At 59.8% G+C, this 20957-nt stretch carries 17 protein-coding genes and 1 pseudogene; 11 read left to right on the top strand and 7 right to left on the bottom strand.

Annotated elements, in window-relative coordinates; translation table 11 throughout:
* Positions 1-395 precede the first annotated feature (395 nt).
* The gene (locus tag CKW18_RS08580) at positions 396-1211 is read right to left on the bottom strand and encodes a VanW family protein (protein ID WP_095188432.1); all 816 of its coding nucleotides are present in this window, start codon (positions 1209-1211) and stop codon (positions 396-398) included.
* Between the two features lie 168 nt (positions 1212-1379).
* Between CKW18_RS08580 and CKW18_RS08575 the strand changes: the two are divergent.
* Positions 1380-2196: pseudogene (locus CKW18_RS08575) on the top strand (glycosyltransferase family 2 protein).
* 343 nt (positions 2197-2539) lie between these two features.
* Here the strand turns inward: CKW18_RS08575 and CKW18_RS08570 are convergent.
* The 6 genes from CKW18_RS08570 to CKW18_RS08545 all read right to left on the bottom strand — a co-directional run bounded on the left by CKW18_RS08570 (position 2540) and on the right by CKW18_RS08545 (position 9558).
* Positions 2540-3124, bottom strand: coding sequence for a hypothetical protein (locus tag CKW18_RS08570; protein WP_095188431.1), 585 nt, complete (start codon positions 3122-3124; stop codon positions 2540-2542).
* An 85-nt stretch (positions 3125-3209) separates the two neighbouring features.
* Positions 3210-3392, bottom strand: coding sequence for a hypothetical protein (locus tag CKW18_RS30965; RefSeq protein WP_095188430.1), 183 nt, complete (start codon positions 3390-3392; stop codon positions 3210-3212).
* Between the two features lie 115 nt (positions 3393-3507).
* Complete coding sequence (locus CKW18_RS08560) at positions 3508-4575, bottom strand: lipocalin-like domain-containing protein (RefSeq protein WP_095188429.1); 1068 nt, start codon at positions 4573-4575, stop codon at positions 3508-3510.
* The gene (locus tag CKW18_RS08555) at positions 4565-7036 is read right to left on the bottom strand and encodes an FtsX-like permease family protein (RefSeq protein ID WP_095188428.1); all 2472 of its coding nucleotides are present in this window, start codon (positions 7034-7036) and stop codon (positions 4565-4567) included. The genes CKW18_RS08560 and CKW18_RS08555 overlap by 11 nt, the downstream gene beginning before the upstream one ends.
* Positions 7033-7686, bottom strand: a complete 654-nt coding sequence (locus CKW18_RS08550) for an ABC transporter ATP-binding protein (RefSeq protein WP_095188427.1) — start codon at positions 7684-7686, stop codon at positions 7033-7035. The genes CKW18_RS08555 and CKW18_RS08550 overlap by 4 nt, the downstream gene beginning before the upstream one ends.
* Before the next feature lie 174 nt (positions 7687-7860).
* Positions 7861-9558, bottom strand: coding sequence for a sulfatase-like hydrolase/transferase (locus CKW18_RS08545; protein WP_095188426.1), 1698 nt, complete (start codon positions 9556-9558; stop codon positions 7861-7863).
* A gap of 389 nt (positions 9559-9947) precedes the next feature.
* On the opposite strand from CKW18_RS08545, the gene CKW18_RS08540 reads away from it, so the two are divergent.
* The 10 genes from CKW18_RS08540 to CKW18_RS08495 are packed head-to-tail and all read left to right on the top strand — an operon-like array spanning position 9948 to position 20945.
* The gene (locus tag CKW18_RS08540; protein WP_095188425.1) at positions 9948-11300 is read left to right on the top strand and encodes a UDP-glucose/GDP-mannose dehydrogenase family protein; all 1353 of its coding nucleotides are present in this window, start codon (positions 9948-9950) and stop codon (positions 11298-11300) included.
* A complete protein-coding gene (locus CKW18_RS08535; RefSeq protein ID WP_095188424.1) occupies positions 11297-12334 on the top strand; it encodes an NAD-dependent epimerase in 1038 nt (345 codons plus the stop codon). Before CKW18_RS08540 ends, CKW18_RS08535 begins: the two co-directional genes overlap by 4 nt.
* Positions 12335-12352: 18 nt before the next feature.
* Positions 12353-13099, top strand: a complete 747-nt coding sequence (locus CKW18_RS08530; protein WP_095188423.1) for a sugar transferase — start codon at positions 12353-12355, stop codon at positions 13097-13099.
* Positions 13099-13746 carry a CpsD/CapB family tyrosine-protein kinase gene (locus tag CKW18_RS08525; protein WP_095188422.1) on the top strand — a complete coding sequence of 216 codons (648 nt, stop codon included), beginning with the start codon at positions 13099-13101 and terminating at the stop codon, positions 13744-13746. The genes CKW18_RS08530 and CKW18_RS08525 overlap by 1 nt, the downstream gene beginning before the upstream one ends.
* 21 nt (positions 13747-13767) lie before the next feature.
* A complete protein-coding gene (locus CKW18_RS08520; protein WP_095188421.1) occupies positions 13768-14790 on the top strand; it encodes a polysaccharide biosynthesis/export family protein in 1023 nt (340 codons plus the stop codon).
* Positions 14791-14806: 16 nt separating this feature from the next.
* Positions 14807-16399 carry a Wzz/FepE/Etk N-terminal domain-containing protein gene (locus CKW18_RS08515; protein WP_095188420.1) on the top strand — a complete coding sequence of 531 codons (1593 nt, stop codon included), beginning with the start codon at positions 14807-14809 and terminating at the stop codon, positions 16397-16399.
* Entirely contained in the window at positions 16384-17487 is a 1104-nt protein-coding gene (locus tag CKW18_RS08510) for a glycosyltransferase family 4 protein (protein WP_371857619.1), read from the top strand. Before CKW18_RS08515 ends, CKW18_RS08510 begins: the two co-directional genes overlap by 16 nt.
* Complete coding sequence (locus CKW18_RS08505) at positions 17484-18851, top strand: O-antigen ligase (RefSeq protein ID WP_095188418.1); 1368 nt, start codon at positions 17484-17486, stop codon at positions 18849-18851. Before CKW18_RS08510 ends, CKW18_RS08505 begins: the two co-directional genes overlap by 4 nt.
* Positions 18848-19816 (top strand): glycosyltransferase, encoded by a 969-nt coding sequence (locus CKW18_RS08500; RefSeq protein ID WP_095188417.1) that lies wholly within the window; start codon positions 18848-18850, stop codon positions 19814-19816. The genes CKW18_RS08505 and CKW18_RS08500 overlap by 4 nt, the downstream gene beginning before the upstream one ends.
* Entirely contained in the window at positions 19809-20945 is a 1137-nt protein-coding gene (locus CKW18_RS08495; protein WP_095188416.1) for a glycosyltransferase, read from the top strand. Before CKW18_RS08500 ends, CKW18_RS08495 begins: the two co-directional genes overlap by 8 nt.
* The last annotated feature ends 12 nt before the right edge of the window (positions 20946-20957 follow it).

Here is a 20957-nt window from a genome sequence, read left to right as displayed (position 1 = left end):
CTGGTCGATCAGCTCTTTTGGAATGGACGGAAGGTCACGCTTGGCCTCACGGGCCGGTTTCTTTTTGGTTGGCATACATGCACCTCTGCAGCATGTTATGCCCGAACACAAAATTAATGACACTCCCTGGGGCGGGGATCTTGTTTTTGTGTGGTGCAAACCAAGTTGCCGACTCATGCAGGCTTCTTCAATAATTCCAACTTCTTGATTTTTCGTAAGAAAAATCGGGGATCTCTCAGGGACAGACCACGTTTTCTTTCTTCTGGAAGTGGTCTCCCCCCTGAATAACCTGCCCCCCCTTACTCGTTAAAATAGCTAACCCGCATAAAAATCCGCGAAATGTTGAAGAGCAACAGTTAAGTCGTAGAAGTTGAAAACCCGCATTTACGATGCATCTATTCAACCAGTTCCCCCGCCACCTCATACTTCACAACGACCCGATTCCGATACAACCTCTCCCTTTCCACCAACGCCCCCACCTGCCCCTTTTCCCTCACTTCGCGCCAGATTTCATTCTCGCGAAACACACGGCCCGCCTCCCGCACAAACCGATGCCCTTCCTGAAACACGTGATACCGAAACGCCCGCACCTGGTCACACAACAACTCGCCCTCTAATTGCGTCTCCCCCACCTTCAACTTCAACTGAAAGCTTCTATCCGTTGGGTTATGCAGCACCAGATCAACGTAGTTATAGAAAATCGCCGCCCCGGACCCGAAGGGCAGCACCCGCCCTTCATCCGGAAACGGGTCGAAGCTGTGGTTGGAGCGCTCGACCACCACCAGCGGTGAATGAATCGCCATCCAGTGAATGAGGTTGCTCAGTTGGCAGATGCCGCCACCCACCCCGGTGCGAGCTTCGCCGAACGACAGTTCCATGCCTTCAACGTAGCCGCGCTTCAACGTCGGACGACCAACGAGGCGGCAGAAGGAGAAGTGTTCGCCAGGGCCAATGACGACGCCGTCGATGGCGGCGACAGCGAGTTTCAGGTTGATGACTTTATTGTGTTGCAGGGCGAGGTCGGAGTCGCCGAGTTTGCGGATCAGTTTTGAGGTGTGTTTGAGGTAGCGGAAGGGCAGCCGTTCGGCCAAAGCAAATGGTCGTGTGTAGCGTTTGCCGGAGCAACGCCAGGCAATTTGGCGGAACAGTCTTTTTTGCCACACGCGCAGCCAATACAGGGCCGGGTGGTAGAGGGAAAGTGGTTTTTTCATCCGTGACGCACCGGCGCTGGCCGTGTCTTCCTTGAGACGTAAATGGGCGCGCAGTTTAGCGTGTAAGCCGTGCGAATCCGCAAATTAAGCTTCGCCTAAGGTTGCCTCGTTAGCATCCCGGGCCATGAAACCACTGTCGCCAATGAACCGCGGATGGGTCCTTATGATATGAAAGCGCTTGATTTACCAGCCAAACAACAGTCGAACTTCAGTCTGGTTTTGGTCAATTACAAAACCCCGGACATCACCAGAATGTGCCTGGAGTTGTTGCATAAGCACGTCAAGGAACAGCGCATTCCGGTGTGGGTGGTAGACAACGACTCTGCAGACGCAAGTCTGGATTACTTGCGTTCACTTGACTGGATCAATCTGATCGAGCGGCCTTCGCCTGGTAAAGAACCAGGCCACATTGCTCACGGTAAGGCACTGGATCTGGCGCTGGAAAAAGTTGACACCGATTATCTTTTCCTGCTGCACACCGACACCTTTGTCTACGACAACGAAGTGTTCGCGATGATGATGCGCGAGTGTACGAAAAGTGCGGATATGGCGGCGGTGGGTTGTGTCGAGCAAATCAATCGGGGGGGGGGTGCGCGATACCTGGCGTTTAACTTCGCGATTGTGCAAGCATTATATCCGACGTGCAAAAATCAGCCTGGGCTGGAAATCCAAAGAGCCGAAGCCCTATAAGGAAACTCACCTGAAAAGCTTTTGCACCTTGTGGAATGCGCGATTGATGAAGTCGCAGGGTCTGCACTTTTGCATGGATGATCGGGTGCCGGGTTATACCCTGCAGGATCGGATGGTGAACCTGGGCTACGGCATCAAGTGTCTGTCGCCGCGCAAGATTTTCCGCTATCTGGATCACATCCAGGCAGGAACCGTCGCGGCGGCGGGTACCTACGGGGAAAATCACCGGCGGACAAAAATGTATCAGGCCACGCTCAAGCGTTTCCAAGGGCAGCAGGCAAAGCCTCTGGTTTAAGCACCGAATTAATTGCAAGCAACAAAAAAGGGCGACTGAACAGTCGCCCTTTTTTGTTCTGGAAATTGTATACAATCACTCCGAAGAGGTGTTCGCCCAGTGTAATGGCCTGGCAATCCATGCACCGGTAAAGAGCCCTGACACTGGGCGAACGGGAAGGATTTTAATAGAAGTTGGCGGATATGTCGTCATTGACGTACATGAAATTTATGTACGAATGAGTTAATAGATATTTATCGACGAATCTGTTTAGAAACTATCCGTCACATCGAAGCGCACACTTTTAAATGATTGTTCTCATACAATAGCCTGTACAAGAACAATCATTCTGTAGAGTTAATGCTCAACTTTCGTGTTGAGTGGTCACTTTTAAGATATCGGTGTAAGTGACAACAACACTCTGTCCGACTTTGAGATCTTTGAGCTTGGCTTGGTTTTCAGGCGATTTGACGTCCAGGGTTTTCGACTGACCCGCCGGGTTTTTCAGGGTTACCTGATTTTTCTTTAAATCAATTTTGGTGATTTCCAACTGCACCCGGATCTGGCGATAAGCTTCGCCGCCGGGATTTTCGCTGCCGGGAGCGTTACGCAGTTCGCCGGAACGCTCGACGGTGCCAGGCAGACCTTTATCCACCTCGGTGTCGAGGTAGGCTGCGACGGATCGCTGGACTTGGATCTTTACCAGATCGCCGACCTTCAGATTGGCGAGATTTTTCGCTTTGTCGCTGAGTTGCACATGAACCTGACGACCCTCTGCGCCTTCGAGCACGACCTGATGATTGGCCGCGTCCACGGAAATCACTTTGGTGGTGACCTGATCGGTTTCGATGGCGGCGGACAGCGGTATATCGGCAGCAAACGCGCCAAGGCTGGTGGCGGACAGAAGGGCTGCAAGGGTGATCGACTTGGCCAGTGCATGGAGCTTCATAAGCGTACTTTCCCTGTAATGAGTGGTAGCACCCGGTGCCCAAACCGGCTCAGGCGCCGGGTGTGTCACTGAGCATAGACGCTGTTCAGGGTTTGGCCTTGGTGTGTGGCGCGGCCGTCTCTTGCGCTGTAGATTCGCCGCTCGCGGTACCTTTACTGGTGTTTTGTCGCTGCTTGGGATCAGTGGGCCGCAGTGCATCGTTGTCGCGCTCGGTTTCCCCCGCTGGTCGTGGTGCGTCGGGGTGCTCGTTTTCGCAGGTCGGTTTCATCGGGGTAGTCCTCAGGCTGCGGAGTCGTCCAGTTCGCGGACGACATTGATGGCGGGAGAGTCCTTTTGTAGAGGTTGAGAGATCAAATGGAGTTCAACTCAATCCATCCAGACCGTCAGTAACCGGTCATTTCCAGATAGCCCTGCCCACCATGACTGCCACTGATACGCACCGGGCCTTCCCAGTAGGGGATGCGCAGGTTCATCCAGGCATTGGCATTGAGTGCCGAGAGACTGATGTCGAGATGTTTATCGGGAATGCTGATCGACCAGCGCACCGGCATCGAGCGGCCGGCGACATTCGCGGTAGCTTGCGGGGTAAGTTTGATCTGATCGCTGCGCAGGGTCTGCGTCTGCCCGTCAGCGGCGATCCAGGTGCCGGTCAGATACGGCGCGCCGTCCTTCTGGCGCATGCGATAGAGCATGAGGTGTTCGCCGTCGTCCAGGTGTAAGGAGAACCAGTCCCAGCCGGTCTGGTTGGCGGTCAGCGGTTGGCTGCTCCACTCGCGGTCGAGCCAGGCCGGGCCGCTGACGGTGTAGGTCTGGCCATCGATCTGCAAGGTGCCGCTGGCCTGGAAAAACGGCTGGCTGTAGTAATACGACGCCTGCCCTTCCTCCGATTTCTGACTGAATCCTTTATCGCCCTGCAGCACCAGCGGACGGCTGGAGGTGAGGTGCAGTTGATAGGCGAAGGATTTATCGCGAGCACTCAGTTGCAGGTCAGTCAACGGATCCTGCGCCTGACTGGCGAACATCCAATCGTCGATCCACGCCTCGAACGGCGTCAGGCGCACACCGGCCTGACCGACGCCGCCACGGGCATAGCGTTCGGCGGCGTAATGCACCGAGCTTGAAGTCACCGCCGCGTGCCCCAACCAGATGGTTTGACTGCCCCACCCTGTTTGCTCCGGCACAGGTTTGAGGGCGCTGCGAAACAGCGTCCATTGCACGCCAAACCCATTGCCCTGCTGATCCTTGAGATTGGCGGTGACGTACCACCACTCGATGCGAAAACCGTCATGGGCGCCATGATCCGCCGGGAAGCTGAATACCCGCCCCGGCACCACCGGCGTAAAGGCCTGCGCCTGATCGCCCATCCCGGCAAAGCCCTTCTGCTCAGGCGCAGGCTGATCGCAGCCAGCGAGCAACAGCACAAGCATCAACACAACGACGTTAATCTTCATGAGCAAACGTCCTCAGCAGATCCGCCGGTTGCGTGCGATACAGCGAATACAGTGGCCACGCCGACGCCAGCAAGGTCGCCAGTAGCGCCAATCCCGTCAACTGCACCAATTGCCAAGGGAACACCCGCAACGGCAAACGCCAACCAAACGCCTGCACATTGATGACCGCATCCAGACACCATGCCAGCGCGATCCCCAACGGCAATGCCAACACCAGCGTCAGCACCGCCAGCAGCCAGGTCTGGCCGAGGTTGAGCAGCATCAACTGCCGCCGCGTCACGCCCAGCGCCCACAGCGGTGCGAGTTGGCCGAGACGGCTCTGGCTCTGAGTCAACAGGCTGATGAACAGCGCCACGCCGGCGACCGCCAGCGTCAGGCTGTTGAGCGCGGCGGTGGCGGCAAAGGTGCGCTCGAACACCTGAACCGACCAGCCCTTGAGCCGCGCCTGATCGACAATTCGGCTGTCCTCAAGCTGGAAGCGTGCCTGCAACGCGCTCACGAAGGCCGGAATGTTTTGCGCATCGATACGTAGATTGAAGCGGTTTGGCGTCAGTTGCGGCCAGCCGCGCAGCAGGTGATTGATGTTGACCAGCAAGTGCCCCTTGGGGTTGCCGTAATCGGCGTAGATGCCGACGACGCGCGGCGACCATGAGCCCGTCGGCGCGGGAATCGTCAGGTGATCGCCCGCCCTGACTTTCAGGCGCCGCGCGAGTTGTTCGCTGAGCATCACCGCGTCGTCCGCGGCCAGATTCGCCCACGGGTCATCACCCGTGGCGTCGAGTAAAGGCCAGTGCTGGCGGTAATAAATATGGTCGATCACGCCGTACACATCCGCCGGCCAGCCTTGCAGCGTCACCGACACCTGCCAGTTGGGCAGTATCGCAGTGACGAGCGGCTGCTGTTTGAGCCAGCTGTACATTTCCCGGGCCTGCGCCGGGTTGCTCGGGTTGATGTAGAGCTCGGCGCTCAGGCGTTGTTCGAGCCAGTCGTTGAAGGTCTGACGGAAACCGGCGGTCATGCTGCCGGCGCCGATGTTCGCCGCCATGGCCAGAAGCAACGCCATCAGCGCCAGGCTCAGTGCCGGCAGTTGCTGGCGGCAGTCGGCGAGAAACCACTGGCCGAGCACCGAACGACTGCGGCCGAGCAATGGATTGAGCATCGCGCTCAGTAGCACCGGCAAGGCCAACGCCGCGCCGAGCATCAGCCCCGCCATCAATACAAAACCGCTGGCCAGACTGTCGCCCCAGATCAACGCCACCAGCGCAATCGCGCCCAACCCTAAGGCCAGCCAACCCTGGCGCCGCAACCAATGCGCATATTGCTGATGCCAGGCTTGCGGATCGGCCACCGCCAACAACGGCAAACGCGCCGCCCGCAACAAGCTGTTGGCCCCGGCCAGCAAAGCGCCGAGCAGGCTCAAGCCGATACCGCTGAACCACCACCACGGACTCAGCCGCAGCTGCCCCGCCACTTCCGCACCGTACAAACCACGCAGGCTCGCGGCGACATCCGGCAGCAACACGCTGGCCAGCCAATACCCGCTGATCACACCGAACAGGCCGCCGATCAGCGCCAACACACCCAATTCAACAACCAGACAGCCGATCAGCATCCTCGCGCTGACCCCACAGGCGCGCAATGTGCGCAGCAAACCGCGCCGTTGCTCCAGCGCAAGGCCGATGGCGGCGTGGACGATAAACAAGCCGACCAGGAACGAGAGAAATCCCAACGCATCGAGATTCAGGTGAAAGCTCTCGGTCAGCCGCGCCAGATTGTTTTCCTCACCACTGCGCTGGAGTTGCAACAGGCCGTTGAACGAGGCCGGCAACTCGCCGTGAAAATCCTTGGGCAGCAACAGGCGTGACAGTTGTCCGGGTTGTTCAAGCAGGGATTGCGCGACGCCGATGTCCACCAGCAACACGCCGGGCGCCATGTCCTTGCGGGCCAGCAGCGGCGGCAATGTCTGGCCACTGAGCGTTTGCGGCGTGGCGCCTTCGCGCAGGTTCAGGGCCTGCAAGGTTTCCGGGGAAATCCAGGTGCTGCCCGGTGGCGTGAAGAACTCGACAATGCGTTCGATCGGCATCGCCTCCCCGGCCACCGCAGAATCCGCCGGCAGTGACACCGGCTCAATGCCCATCACCTGCAGACGCTGATTGTCGTGATCCTTGAGGTTCAAGCGGCCCTGCAACAGCGGTGACACCGGCCAGCCCTGACGCCGAAGATCGATGAACCATTGCTGCGCAAACGTCGCGCCGTTCGGTGTAGTGAGGCTGGCCTGCGGTTCGCCACCGATCAATTGACTGGCGCGGGCGTAGCTGTCGCCGGCCTGACTGTTCAGCGCCTCGACGCCGGTCAGCAGGCTGGTGGCCAGCCACAACCCGGTCAGCACACTGAAAAACTGCACCGGGTGCCGCCGCCAATGGCTGAGCAGTGCGCGCAGGGTTTGCCCAAAGACGATCACCTCAGCCGCCCGTTGGAGAGCACCACGCGCTGCGCCAGTCGCGCTGCGACCCGAGAACTGTGAGTAACCATCAACAAGGTGGTTGGCGTGTCGTCGAGCAGTTCAAGCAACAGACCCAACACTTCGTCACTGGTGGCTTCATCGAGGCTGCCGGTGGGTTCGTCAGCCAATAACAGTTTCGGCTGTGACGCCAGCGCCCGGCCCAACGCAACCCGCTGCTGCTGGCCGCCGGACAATTGCTCGGGGTAGCGCGTGAGCAAATCGCCCAGGCCCAAACGCTGCACCAGATGCGCCTGCCAGCGCGGCTCATGACGCCCGGCCAGTCGCGCCTGGAACGCCAGATTGTCTTCGACGCGCAAGCTGCCGATCAGGTTGAACTGCTGGAACACCAGACCGATTTCCGTGCGTCGCCAGTTGGCCAGTTGCGCTTCGCTCATGCTTTCGAGGCGATGTTCACCGCTACGAATGCTGCCGCTGTCGACCTTGTCGAGGCCGGCCACCAGGTGCAGCAGAGTACTTTTGCCACTGCCGGATTCGCCCATCAGCGCCAGACTACTGCCGGACTCCAGCGTCAGGTCGACACCTTGCAGCACCGGCAACGGGCCTTGGGGGGTGAGGTAACTTTTGCAGACGTTTTGGATCTGGAGCATGCCGCCACCTGGTGGGTCAGTGTGGGGCAAGGATAGCGGATGACGGTGACAGACCTGAATTCAGCGTTGAATTGGCCGGCCCCTTCGCGAGCAGGCTCGCTCCCACAGGTAGATCGCGTTCCAAATGTGGGAGCGAGCCTGCTCGCGAAAGCGTCACCCCGGACAAACCAAAACTCACTGTCCCGCCGCCACACGGGTCGGTGCCTGCACCGGCGTCACAATGCTGTCCAGATCAATATGCTTCCACTCAGGCTTGGCCCCCAACCGCGCATTGAAGCGATAGTTGAAGGTGAACTCATCCGCCGTCGTCACGCTCAGCGGTTTGCCGTACACCGCCTCGATCCCCGCCAGGTCGTACCCCATCAACTGCAACAGCGTCGGAAAGATGTTGTAGTGGCTGGAGCGATCCTTGTTCGCCGCCAGTTGCGCCGACCAGTCCAGCGTCTTCAGATTGCTGCCGGAAATCACCACCAGCGGCACCAGCCCCTCCTCCTCCACCGGATCACCGCCGCAGTGCGTGTTGAGCCCCGGATTCCCCCGTTCATGCAGATCCTGGCCGTGATCGGAGGTGTAAATCAGCAGTGCATTGTTCAGGTTGGCCTGAGCAAACACGCGCGCGAAAAACTCGCCGACGTTCCATAGCAGCGTGTTCTTGTAGGCATTGCGGTACAGCACCCAATCATCCGGCTGGCCGTTGAAACCGTTGCGCTCGCCAGTGTCGGCCACTTCGGTGAACTGGCCGCGCGGCAAGGTCGGGCGGTAGGCCATGAACGCATCCGGGTATTTGTCGTGCACCGGGAAATGCGCGCCCACCTTGTTGATCAGGATCAGCTCGGCTTTATCGTCGTTGAGCAACTCGATCAGCTTCGCAGCTGCAGCCATGTCGCGGTCGCGCACGCTGGTCTGGTCGAATTGCACGAACTCGTCGATGTCCTTTTTCTCGGTGTCGTTCATCAGGTTCTGCAGATTGCCGGCGGTGCGCTGGGCGTCGATATACACCGTGCGCAGCCCGGCCTTTTTCGCGTACTGCCAGATCGACGGCAGCGTGCTGTTGATGCGCATGTAGTCGGCGCGAGTGCCGCCGTAACGCAAGGTGATGTTGGTGTCGGCGCTGCAATTGGCGATGGACGCGGCGTAGCCGTAATTGAAGATGTCGACGCCTGCGTGCGGTTGCTTGAGGTTGCTGTGCACGCCGAACGGCGCGTTGATGTCCAGATAATTGCCGGAGATGCTTTCATCGATAATCAACACGATGTCGTGGCCGACCGCTTGCGAGGCGCGCGTCAGTGTGACCGGTTCACGCGGGCCGACGGTGTTGTGCAGCGCTTCATAGGCAAACAGGTTCAGATAGGCCAGCGGCGTGTACATGATCGGCAGGCCGCGGGCGCCCTCACCCGCACGCAAAAACAGCACGGCACTGAGCAGCAGCACACCACACAGTGGGGCCGCCACACGCAAAGCGTTGGGAATCGCCAGCCCGTGGCGGGGTTTCAGGCCGATGCCGAACAGCAACAGCAAACCGCTGAGCACGCCACGCAGGAGCGCGTCCCGGTACTGGTACGCCGCTTCCTGGATGAAACCGCCGGAGTAAACCAATGAAACGAAACCGCTGTAGGTCAGGTAATCCGCCGTGACCCGGGTATAGACATCGAAGAATACCGCCGAGACAAACATCGCCAATGCGAAAACGTGGCGAATGAGAGCCTGTTTTATATACGCCGTTAGATATAACGCCAAAGTAAGCGCCAAAAACATCGCACCAAAAAGAAGTACAGAAAAACTGAGGCCGATAGCATTTAACCGATCAAAGTAATATTCGGAATAAATCAACAAATAAACAATTAAGAACATTTCTTTGGCATATCTGAACATGGCGATACCGATCGGGCAAAACGGCAGGAAGTCAAAGGTTTGTCAGTCAGAACCTGACACTAGCACCCGGCCATCAAAGCGCAAGAATTGACTGTTTTTTATAGAAAGCGTCAAAAAAACGGTGACTCAAATCTGACACAGCTCAGACGCTACAAGCCTTTAAATTAGCGGCTTACGACCGTTTATCGCTTAATTGAAATCTGAACAAATCTGCACAAAAGCAACAAATTCAATCGCAGCAATGACTTGATGGCCAATCGCCAAAATTTGCTTAAGTGTTATACAGATGCAACATGTCATTTTGCTGACACGCTTTTCAAAGGCTGCGCTATACCCCTTTTACAGTCTTCTTCCGAACTTCTTCTTTTCGCTCTATCGAGGGTGCGCAGATGGACGTGAGCGTATTTGGCACGGGCTATGTTGGATTAATACAAGCCGCCGCACTTGCAGATGTCGGTCATCGGGTTTTATGCGTCGATATTGACCCGAACAAGATTAAACAACTGCAACAAGCGGTGCCGCCAATTAGCGAGCCAGGTTTATCCAGCACACTTGAGGAAAACATCAAGGCCGGACGTCTGCTATTCAGCACCCAGGCCAGCGACGCGGTCGAGCATGCCGAGCTGATTTTCATCGCGGTCGGCACGCCGGCCGATGAGGACGGTTCCGCCGACCTCAGTCACGTGCTCAACGTCGCCCGGCAAATCGCTTCGCACATGGAGGCCGATCGCACGCTGATCATCAAGTCCACGGTGCCGGTCGGCACGGCGGATCAGGTGCTCGCCACCGCCAACAGCGAACTGCTGCGTCGCGGCAAATCCGCACTGACCGTGCGCGTGGTCTCCAACCCTGAATTTCTCAAGGAAGGCAGCGCCCTCGCCGATTGCATGCGCCCGGACCGGATCATCGTCGGCACCCGCGACGACGAAGCCCGCGAGCAAATGAGCGAGCTGTACGCGCCGTTCTGCCGCAACCGCGAAAAACTGATGTTCATGGACAACCGCAGCGCCGAGCTGACCAAGTACGCCGCCAACGCGATGCTCGCCACCCGCATCAGCTTCATGAACGAACTGGCCAACCTCACCGAACTGCTTGGCGCCGACATTGAAGCGGTGCGCAAAGGCATCGGCTCCGACCCGCGCATCGGTTACCACTTCATCTATCCGGGCTGCGGCTTCGGTGGCTCATGCTTTCCCAAAGACCTGCGCGCCCTGCTGCACACCGCCGAACACAATGGCATGCCGTTGAAACTGCTGCGCAGCGTCACCGACGTCAACGACCTGCAACGGCATATCCTCTTCAGCAAACTGAAAGCGCAATTCCCCCAGGGCCTGGCCGGCAAATCCATCGCCATCTGGGGCCTGGCGTTCAAACCGAACACCGATGACATGCGTGAAGCGCCCAGCCGCTATCTGATGGACGCGCTCTGGGCCGAAGGCGCCAGCGTGCAGGCCTACGATCCGGAAGCCATGTCCGAATGCCGGCGCCTCTACGGTTACCGCAACGACCTGCACCTGTGCGCCACCCGCGACGACACCCTGGAAGATGCCGACGCCCTGGTGATCTGCACCGAGTGGAAAAACTTCCGCGTGGTGGATTTCGAACTGCTCGCCGAAAAGCTGCGTTCGAAGGTGATCATCGACGGCCGCAACCTGTACAACCCGGAACAAGTAGCGGCCGCCGGCCTGCATTACAGCGGCATCGGCCTGCGCCACATCGCCCCCGAAGGCGCACGGCCATGAAGATTCTGGTCACCGGCGCGGCCGGCTTCATTGGTGCCCATTGCGTACTGCGACTGATGCGCGACGGTCACACGGTGGTCGGTCTGGATAATTTCAACGCCTACTACGATCCGCAGCTCAAGCACGACCGCGTGCAATGGGTGCGTGAGCAGGTCGGCGATTTCCAGCTCGCCACGGTTGACCTGGCCGATGCGTCGGCCATCGACGCGCTGTTTGTCCGTGAACAACCCCAAGTGGTGATTCACCTCGCCGCACAGGCCGGCGTGCGCTACTCGCTGGAAAATCCACGGGCGTATCTGGACAGCAACCTCAATGGTTTTCTGAATATTCTGGAGAGCTGCCGGCATCACCCGGTCGAGCACTTGATCTACGCCTCCTCCAGCTCGGTTTATGGCGCCAACCAGCACACGCCGTATTCGGTGAAGGACGGCGTCAACCACCCGCTGTCGCTGTACGCCGCGACCAAAAAAGCCAACGAGCTGATGGCCCACAGTTATAGCCACCTGTTCGGCATTCCCTGCACCGGCCTGCGCTTTTTCACCGTGTACGGACCGTGGGGGCGGCCGGACATGTCGCCGATCCAGTTCGCCCGGGCGATCACCGAGGGCGAGCCGCTGAAGCTATTCAACTACGGCGAGCACCAACGCGATTTCACCTACATCGACGACATCATCGAGAGCATCGCCCGTCTCATTGATCAGCCACCGCTGCCCCAGCCCGAATGGGATCGCGAGCAGCCCGACCCGGCCAGCAGCATGGCGCCTTGGCGGCTGTTCAACATCGGCGGGCAACACCCGGTGGCACTGAAAACCTACCTGGCCCTGATGGAAAAACACCTCGGCCAGAAAGCCATTGTCGAGCTGCTGCCGCTGCAACCGGGCGATGTGCTCAACACCTGCGCCGAGGCCAGCGATCTGGCCCAGGCCACCGGGTTCCAGCCCCGGATAGAGCTGGATGAAGGATTGGGGCGTTTCATCGCCTGGCTCCGCGACTACTACCCCACTGCCTATCGCCCACGCGCCGCTCGCGGCTGAACATCAGCGGAGGATTCCATGACTGGACATGAACAAGGTGTGCCGATTCAACAGATGCGCCGCGACAAGCGCATTGACCCCGAGCACCGTATGCGCCTCGATGCGGCGATTCATCGCCAGGGCCGCGGCTGGTTCACCGGCCGCGACGGCGGACGCCCATGGCAACTGTCGCGCACCAATCGGGTGGTGGCCTGCCTCGGCGCCCTGACCATTTTGCTGCTGATTTCGCCGCTGTTGATTGGCTTGGCCCTGATCATCAAATTCACCAGCAAGGGTCCGGTGATGTTTGTGCAAAAGCGCACCGGCTACCGCGGCCGCAAGTTCGGCATGTACAAATTTCGCACCATGGTCGCCAACGCCGAAGAATTGAAAGAGTCGCTGCGCCACCTCAACAAGCACGGGGCCGACGCCATCGACTTCAAGATTGACAAGGACCCACGCATCACCCGCATCGGCGGTTTTCTGCGGCGCACCAGCCTCGACGAACTGCCCAACCTGATCAACGTGGTGACCGGTGACATGCGCCTGGTCGGCCCCCGCCCGACCTCGTTCAACGCTTACCGCTACAAGGACAATCACCTCGCGCGTCTGGCCATTTATCCCGGCATGACCGGTCTGTGGCAGATCTCCGGGCGCAGCAACATCGACTTCGACCAGCGCGTTGAGTTGGACCTCAGCTATATCGCCGAGCAGAGCCTTTTGCTTGATCTGAAGATCCTGTTGAAAACCCCTTTCAAAGTATTCAGCGGCCACGGAGCAAGCTAATGGACGGTTCAACCAACAAAAGCCTGAGCATCGCCAACCCCAGCGAATCGAACCTGACCTCGACCGTGCTGGATCTTGATCTGCGGATCCTGTTTCTGACCGCCGCCAACCCCGGCGCTGGCACCACCACCAGCGCTTTGGCGCTGGCCAGCCAACTGGCACAGATGAGCAGCGGCCAGGTGCTGCTGGTCGATGCCAGCCAGTCGGTGAGCAATCTCACCCAGCAGTTGAACCTGAGCAAGGAGCGCGGCCTGCGCGACTTGCTGTTCAACCCCGACAAACCGCCGCTGTTGCAGGACTGCGTGGTGCAGGTCTCGAGCCTGCCCTTCCACGTGCTGCCCAACGGCCGGCCGATTCGCACCCTGGAGCACCTGACCGCCGAGCGTCTGAGCCCGTTGCTCGACCAGTTGGGCAGCCAGTACCGCTTCGTGGTCATCGACGGCGACGCGGTGTATTCCGCCGCTGACACGCTGGTGATCAGCACGCAGGTCGATGGCGTGGTGTTCGTGGTTCGCGCCGAAGACACCCGCTGGGAAGTCGCCCAGGCTGCCGTGCAACGGCTGACCCAGGCTGGGGCGAAAGTGGTCGGTAGCGTGTTCAACCGGCGCAAGTACTACATGCCTAAATGGCTTTACAAAAACCTGTAAGCGAACGCAAAGGATGACGCCATGAACGCCAAGATTCTTGTGCTGCTGATGCTGCCACTTGCGGGCTGCTCCAGCAATACCGATACCCGCAACATGCCGGTGAATATCCTCACCGCCGCACCGGCCAACGCCCAGGCAACCGATATGCCGAGGGTCGAGCAGACCCTGCGCCCGAAAGACGTGCTGGATGTGATTTTCCACATCAGCACCAGCGGCTCGGACGCTTACCGCGTCCAGTCGGGTGACCAGATCGGCCTGAACTTCACCGCCGCCAGCCAGCTCAACGGCACGCAACTGGTGCTGCCCGACGGCACCATCGAACTGCCGGGCGCCAACACCTCGGTGAAAATCGCCGGGCTGACCAGCGAGCAGGCGCGCCAGGAAATCCAGCGCGTTTATCAACGCAAACAACTGTTCCAGCCCAACCGCAATCAGCTGAGCGTGCAAGTCCTCAGCCCGTTGAGCAACGAACAGAACCTCAAAAGTGCCCTCAACCACCCCGCCACCGGCATGAGCCGCGAGATCACCGTGGGGACTGACGGCTACGCGAGCTTCCCGGAAATCGGTGCCGTGCCAATGCAAGGCATGACCGTCAATCAACTGGAAGCCTTCCTCAACAAAAAATACGCGCAATTGCCAGGGCGGATGAGCGTCGATGTGCTGCTCAAATCCACGGCTGGCAACGAGATCTACGTCTTGGGCGAAGTGGCCCAGCCTGGCTCCTACCCGATCCGCCGTCCGGTCTCGGTGCTTGAAGCCCTGACCCTCGCCCGAGGCACCAACGTCAAGGCGCGCCTCGATTCGGTGGTGATCATGCGGCGCAATGGCAATCAGGTGCAGGCGATGAATTACGACGTCGAGAAAGCGTTGTCAGGCGAGGCTCCGCAGATCGCCTACCTGCAACCGGACGACATGCTCTACGTGCCAAAAACCAAGCTTGCCAGCGCCGGCGAACTCGCCCGCCAACTGGCCGACGTGGTGCTGTTCCAGGGCGTGGGGTTCAGCTTCGGCTACCGCGTCGACAACAAAGGCAGTGACAACTGACTCTCAGGTGAACGACATGAACCCAAAAGAAAATTACCTGCACGAGTTCTTCAGGATTTTCTTCGCCAACAAACAACTGGTGAAGCGTGTCTTCCTGATCTTTGCAGTGATCGCGCTGGTGCTGCCGCTGTTGCTCAAGCAGAGCTTCGATATCACCGCGCAGGTGATCGTGCAGTCGAAAAAACTCTCCCAGGGCGATGCGACCACCTCGCTGACCCAGGACAACGCCACGTTCATTCCGCCGTCGCTGGCGGACATGGAAACCGAAAGCAATATCCTGCGTTCGCCGGCGCTGATTCGTCAGACCATCAGCGAGCTGCGCGACAACGGCGAGTACACCCCAGCGCCAGGCATGTTCAGCAAGCTGCTCGGTGAACCGTTCAAACGCTACGTCAGCTCGCCGTTGCGCGAATACGTGGTCAACCCGCTGCGCAGCACGCTGGGCCTGGAAACCGATCCCGTGCGCGACACGGTACTCGACGGCTTGACGCAAGAAGCCATCGACAATCTGAAGATCGAAACCCTGCCGGGTTCCAATGTCATTTCGATTGTCTACAGCTTCCCGGATCCAGCCCAGGGCACAACGTTTGTCGCAGCCTTGCTGCAAAACTATCTGGTCAGCCGTCAGGCGCTGCAATCGATCGAACTGCCGCACTCGTTTTATGAAACCAAAAAGCATCAATACCAGGTGCGCCTCGACGGACTGGAAGGTGCTCGGCTGAGTTTGCTTGAAGGTGTCGGTTCGTCCGATCCGAAGGAGGAAATCACCTTCCGCCTCAATGCAATCAACACCGAAGAGCAGGCACTCAATCTGTACCGCGACCGCTTGCTGCAAAGCCAGCGCTGGCTCGATTACCTGAAAACCAGTCTGGCCGCTGCCAACACCAACAAACTCAACGACTACACCTTCCCGTTCACCTTCACCACCACGGTGGACAACATCGCGTTCGAAGACCGCGAGATCAGACAGATGGGCGAGGCGCTGACCACTCAGGTCAGCCGCTACATGAATGATCTGGCGGTGTTCCAGCCCGGTAGCGAGCCGATGTTGCTGACCCGCGAGCAAATTGCCCGCACTCGCCAGCAGTTCCTGAAAGTGGTCAACAACCGCATCCAGGAACGCACGATCGACCTGTCGGTGGTCAGTCAGGTGATCGAGCAGAAAACCGCGCGCATTGCCGAGTTCAAGAATCGAATCCATCAATTGCAGCAAACCCAAAGCAAACTGCGCCAGATGGACACCGAGATCGGCGCGTTGCACGCCGCGTTCTCGACCTACGCGCAGCGCTTTGCCGAAAGCAGCACCACGCGCTCGCTGGACAACGACCTGTCCAACGCCCGGGTGTTGAGCCCGCCGTTCGAGCCGACTGAAGCAGCGTTCCCCAAACCCATGTTGATCATTCCGTTCGGCATGCTCACCGGCCTGCTGTTGGCGATCGCGTTCGTCTATGTGCGGGAGTTCTTTGATCATCGCTTCAAACATCCGGCGCAAATCAGCCATGAACTGGGGCTGCCGGTGCTGTTGGTGATCAACGAGCAAGACGCGCTGCCGGGCAATCCGCACAGAAACTGGTCGGTGCCAGGCTTTGTGCACTGGGTGCGCAATTGAACCTGTCGACCCCGCCGAACGCCGCCCTGCCGATCATTCATTTGCTCAGCAGCGGTGGCTTCTATGGCGCCGAGCGCATGTTGCTCGATCATTGCCTGGCGACGCCGGGACAGCATCAAGTGCTGTTCCTCGACGCGCCGCCGGAACTGATCGCGCGCTTTCGTGAGGCCGGGGTCGACGCGCAGGGTTGCACTGGCCTGGGCACCTTGCTGCGGCACTTGCGTCAACGCCGCAGCGAACGGCCGCTGATCAATACGCACAATTTCAAGGGGCTGCTATTCGGTTGGCTCGGCGCGACGCTGTTGCGCCTGCCGCTGGTCATCACCCAACACGGTTTCACCCCGCGCAGCCGCAAACAAAAGTTCTACACCTGGCTGAGCCTGCAACTGTGCCGCACCGCATCGGTTGATCGGGTGGTGTGCGTGGCTGAAAGCATCGCGGCCATTCATCGTCAGGCCAGCGTACGGGCCGACAAGCTGCAAGTGATTCCCAACGGTTTGCCGGCTCACGCCGAGATGATTCCCAATGCTGATCGCCAGCGCTGGCTCGCCGGTTACGTCGGACGCCTGAGCAGCGAGAAAGGCCCGGATCTGTTTCTCGACGCGCTGATTGCGCTGTGCCTGCAACACCCGCAACTGGACGCGGTGATGCTCGGCGATGGCCCGGAACGCGAGGTGTTGCAGGCGCGCATTGATGCCGCCGGTTTGCAGCAGCGCATTCGTTTGCCGGGTTACCAGACCGACATGCGCCGCTGGTGGCAGCAACTCGATGCGCTGGTGATCAGCTCGCGCACCGAGGGCACGCCGATGATTTTGCTCGAAGCAATGCAGGCCGGGGTGCCCGTGGTGGCCTTCGCGGTCGGCGGGATTCCCGATGTGCTGGAAGACCGGCATAACGGCCTGCTCGCCGCGCCCACCGACAGCGCCGCGCTCGCCCGCCAGCTCGACACGTTGCTGATGCAACCGGGCCTGGCCCGGCAACTGCGCGACAACGCGAAACGCACGCAACAGGATCGCTACGACCTCAAGGCCTTGGCCGAACACTGGTCGCAGCTGTACATCCGCACCGCACGGGAGGCACGCGCATGATTTTCCCGCTCTCGATCGTCAGCCTGCTGGCACTGGTCTGCATGGCTTTGCTGGTCAGTCCTTATCCGTATCTGGCGCCGGGGGCAGTGCTGGGGCTGCTGGGTTTCACGGTGCTGTACCGCAAACCGTCCTGGGGCTTGCTTGGCATTGCCGCGCTGGTGCCCTTTGAAGGGTTCTTCAAGGACAGCATGTTTTCCGGGAGCAAATTCCTCGGTGCTTCGCTGGCGCTGATCCTGATGCTGCAACTGGCATTGCACCAGATTCCATCGCAGCGCTTGCGCAGCAATCTGTGGCGCTACCTGATCGGTTTCATGGCGCTGTACATGCTGAGCCTGCTCGCCACCGACAACCTGGGCATGTCTCAGAGTCATCTGCGTGAACTGAGCGTGGGCCTGATTCTGTTCGTGATCACTTTGTTGATCGGCCGCGAGCTGAACCTCGATCTGTTCGCCCGGCTGGTCACGCTCAGCGTCAGCGCCACCTGCGCCATGGCGATGTTTTCCAGCAGATTCCAGGACAAGGGCCGCGCCGCCGGCCTGCTCGATGACCCGAATGCCTTTGCTCTGCTGATCGCCTTCGCCGTGCCGCTGGGCCTGCTGCTGGTAATTCGCAGCCCGAACCTTTTGCAGCGTTTGTTCTGGGCTGGCTGCTGCCTTTTGCTGCTCGGCGGCATGACCAAGACAGAATCGCGCTCGGGCCTGGTGGTACTGGCCTTGAGTCTGGCGATCGGTGTCTGGCATTACCGCCAGCACCTCACCCGCATCCGTCCCCGGCATTTCGGCTTTGCCATGCTCGGCGCCGCCATCGTGCTGCCATTGGCGATTTATGCGATGCCTGCCGGTTATCTGGCACGCATCCAGTCGCTGAGTATCTTGAGCGCCGGGGCCAAGGCTCAGGACGAATCACTCGGCCGTCGCGCCTCCTACATTGTCGTCGGCAGCCAGATCATCCGCGAACATCCACTGCTCGGCTCCGGCCCCGGGACCTTCCCGCTGCACTACGCGACCACCGGTTACGCCAAGGCATTCTCGGCCAACCGCAAGATCGGCGATCTGTATCGCCGGGCGCACAACACTTACCTGGAGATTTTCAGCGAATTGGGGATTCCCGCCGGCCTGCTGTTTGTCGGCATGCTCGTGCAGGGTTTCTACAACCTGATCCGCGCACGACGCGCGTGGCTGCAACGGCGCGAGTGGCAGCACGCGGACGTGGTGACTCATCTTGGAATGAGTTTTCTGTCATTGACGTTGTTTCTGATGTTTCTCAGCGCGCCGAACCTGAAATACCTGTGGATCATGCTTGCCCTGACCTGGGTGCTGCGCCTGAAAGCCGAGCAAGCACCGCTGACGGAGGCCAGGGCATGAGCCGGATCAGCATCGTCATTCCGATGTACAACGAGGCACGGCACATCGGCCGCACCCTCCTGGCCGCTCGCAAAGCCGCGAACGCCGCTGACATCGACTGTGAACTGATTGTCGTCGACAACGGCTCCATTGATGACGGGCCACAGATCGCCCGCGCATTCGGCGCACAGGTTCTGGTGCTGCCCGGCCTGCTGATCGGCGCCTTGCGCAATCGTGGCGCAACGGTTGCCAGTGGTGATTGGCTGGCGTTCATCGATGCCGACATTGAAATGCCCGAAGACTGGCTGAGCCAATTGTTAACTCTCGAAGCGCAGAATCAGGGCGACATTTTTGGCCTGGACCTGCACACCCCCGCCGCCGCGCCGTGGTACGCGACCGCCTGGCAACGGCGCATGCTGCGGCCATCAGCGCACGCCAGCCGCACCGTGGACTGGCTGCCCAGCGCCAACCTGCTGATGCGCAAACGCTGGTTCGACGTCGTCGGCGGTTTCAACGAAACCCTGCGCACCGGTGAGGACAAGGAATACACCCTGCGCCTGAGCAAACAGGGCGCACGGCTGCTGTCGATCAATACCAGCATCGCCCTGCATTGGGGCTACGAAATGAATTGGCGCGAGTGGATGGGCAAGGAACTGTGGCGTCAGGGCAGTCACCTGCAGTTGCTGCGCACCCATGGCATGAGCCTGCGCCTGCTGCGTTTTCCGCTGCTGTCGCTGCTGGTCTGGGTGACGGATTTTCTCCTGATCGTTGCCTTGCTCGCCGGCCTCGCGCAGCTCGCGGTGATCCTGCTGGTGCTGACCCTGCTGCCGAGTCTGGTGCTCAGCGTGCGGCAGAGTATCAAGCACCACAACGTTCGCCTCACCTTGCAACTGTGGGGTCTGCACTGGTTACGCCTGCACCTGCCCAGCGCGGCACTTGTTCTCAGTCTGTGTCATTGGAACGCCAGGAGGCCTGCCCGTGGCTGAATTCATTTTCTGGATGTGCCTGCTGCTGCCGGTGTACGCCTACGTCGGTTATCCGCTGCTGCTGACCTTGCTGGCGCCGCTGTTCCCGGCCTGGCGCCATACGCCAGCGCCGCCGCTGAACATCAGCATCGTGATTGCCGCGCATAACGAGGCGCGGCACATCGAGCACAAGTTGCGCACGCTGCTGGCTCAGGATTATCAGCCGGCGACGCTGCAGATCATTCTCGCCAGCGACGGCTCGATGGATGACACCGTGGCCTGCGCGCGCAAAGTGGTTGATCCGCGCATCACCGTGCTCGACCTGCCCCGCCAGGGCAAAGCCGCTACGCTGAATGCCGGCGCAGCGCTGAGTACCGGCGATATTCTGGTGTTCACCGATGCCGACAACCAATGGTCACGCGACACCCTCGGCCACTTGCTCGCGCCGCTGAGCGATCCGCAGGTCGGCGCCTGTGCAGGGCACATGGTAATCCCGGTCACAGGCGGGGGCCTGAGCGTCGGTGACAGCCTGTACCGACACTACGAAGGCTGGCTGCGCCGCGTGGAGAATCGCACCGGTTGCATGGTTTCCGCCGATGGCGCCCTGCTCGCTCTGCGCCGCGAGCTGTTCCAGAACGTGCCGGCGGAGGTCAACGACGATTTCTTTATCAGCACCTGCGCGCCGGTGGCACGCAAACGCATCGTCTACGTGCCCGAAGCGCAAGTGATCGACCATGGCGTCGATGAGGCGGGCAAGCAATTTCGCCGGCGTCAGCGTGTCACCGTTGGCGGCTTGCAAAGCCTGGCGCAACGCAGTGAGCTGCTCAATCCGTTCAAGCACGGCCTGTATTCGATCGCCTTGATCAGCCACAAATTGGTCCGCCGACTGGCGCCGGTGTTGTTGCTGCCGTTGCTGCTGAGCAACTTCTGGCTGTGGCAAGAACACGGCTTTTATCGCTTGAGCCTGATCGCGCAGTTGATCGGCTACACGATCGCCATCGCCGGCCTGCTCGATTCGCAACACCGTTTGCCCAAACCATTCCGTCTGGCGGCGTTTTTGCTGGTCACCCTGGCGGGCATGAGCCTCGGCCTGTGGCAGTTTCTGCGCGGCCAGCGGTATGCCCAGTGGAATCCGGAACAGAACCGATAAAAAAGGACTGAG

It is taken from the genome of Pseudomonas sp. Irchel 3E19 (genome assembly GCF_900187585.1).
Classification (GTDB): domain Bacteria; phylum Pseudomonadota; class Gammaproteobacteria; order Pseudomonadales; family Pseudomonadaceae; genus Aquipseudomonas; species Aquipseudomonas baetica.
Note: the sequence above shows the minus strand (reverse complement) of the source record. Positions and strands in the feature narration are given on the sequence as shown.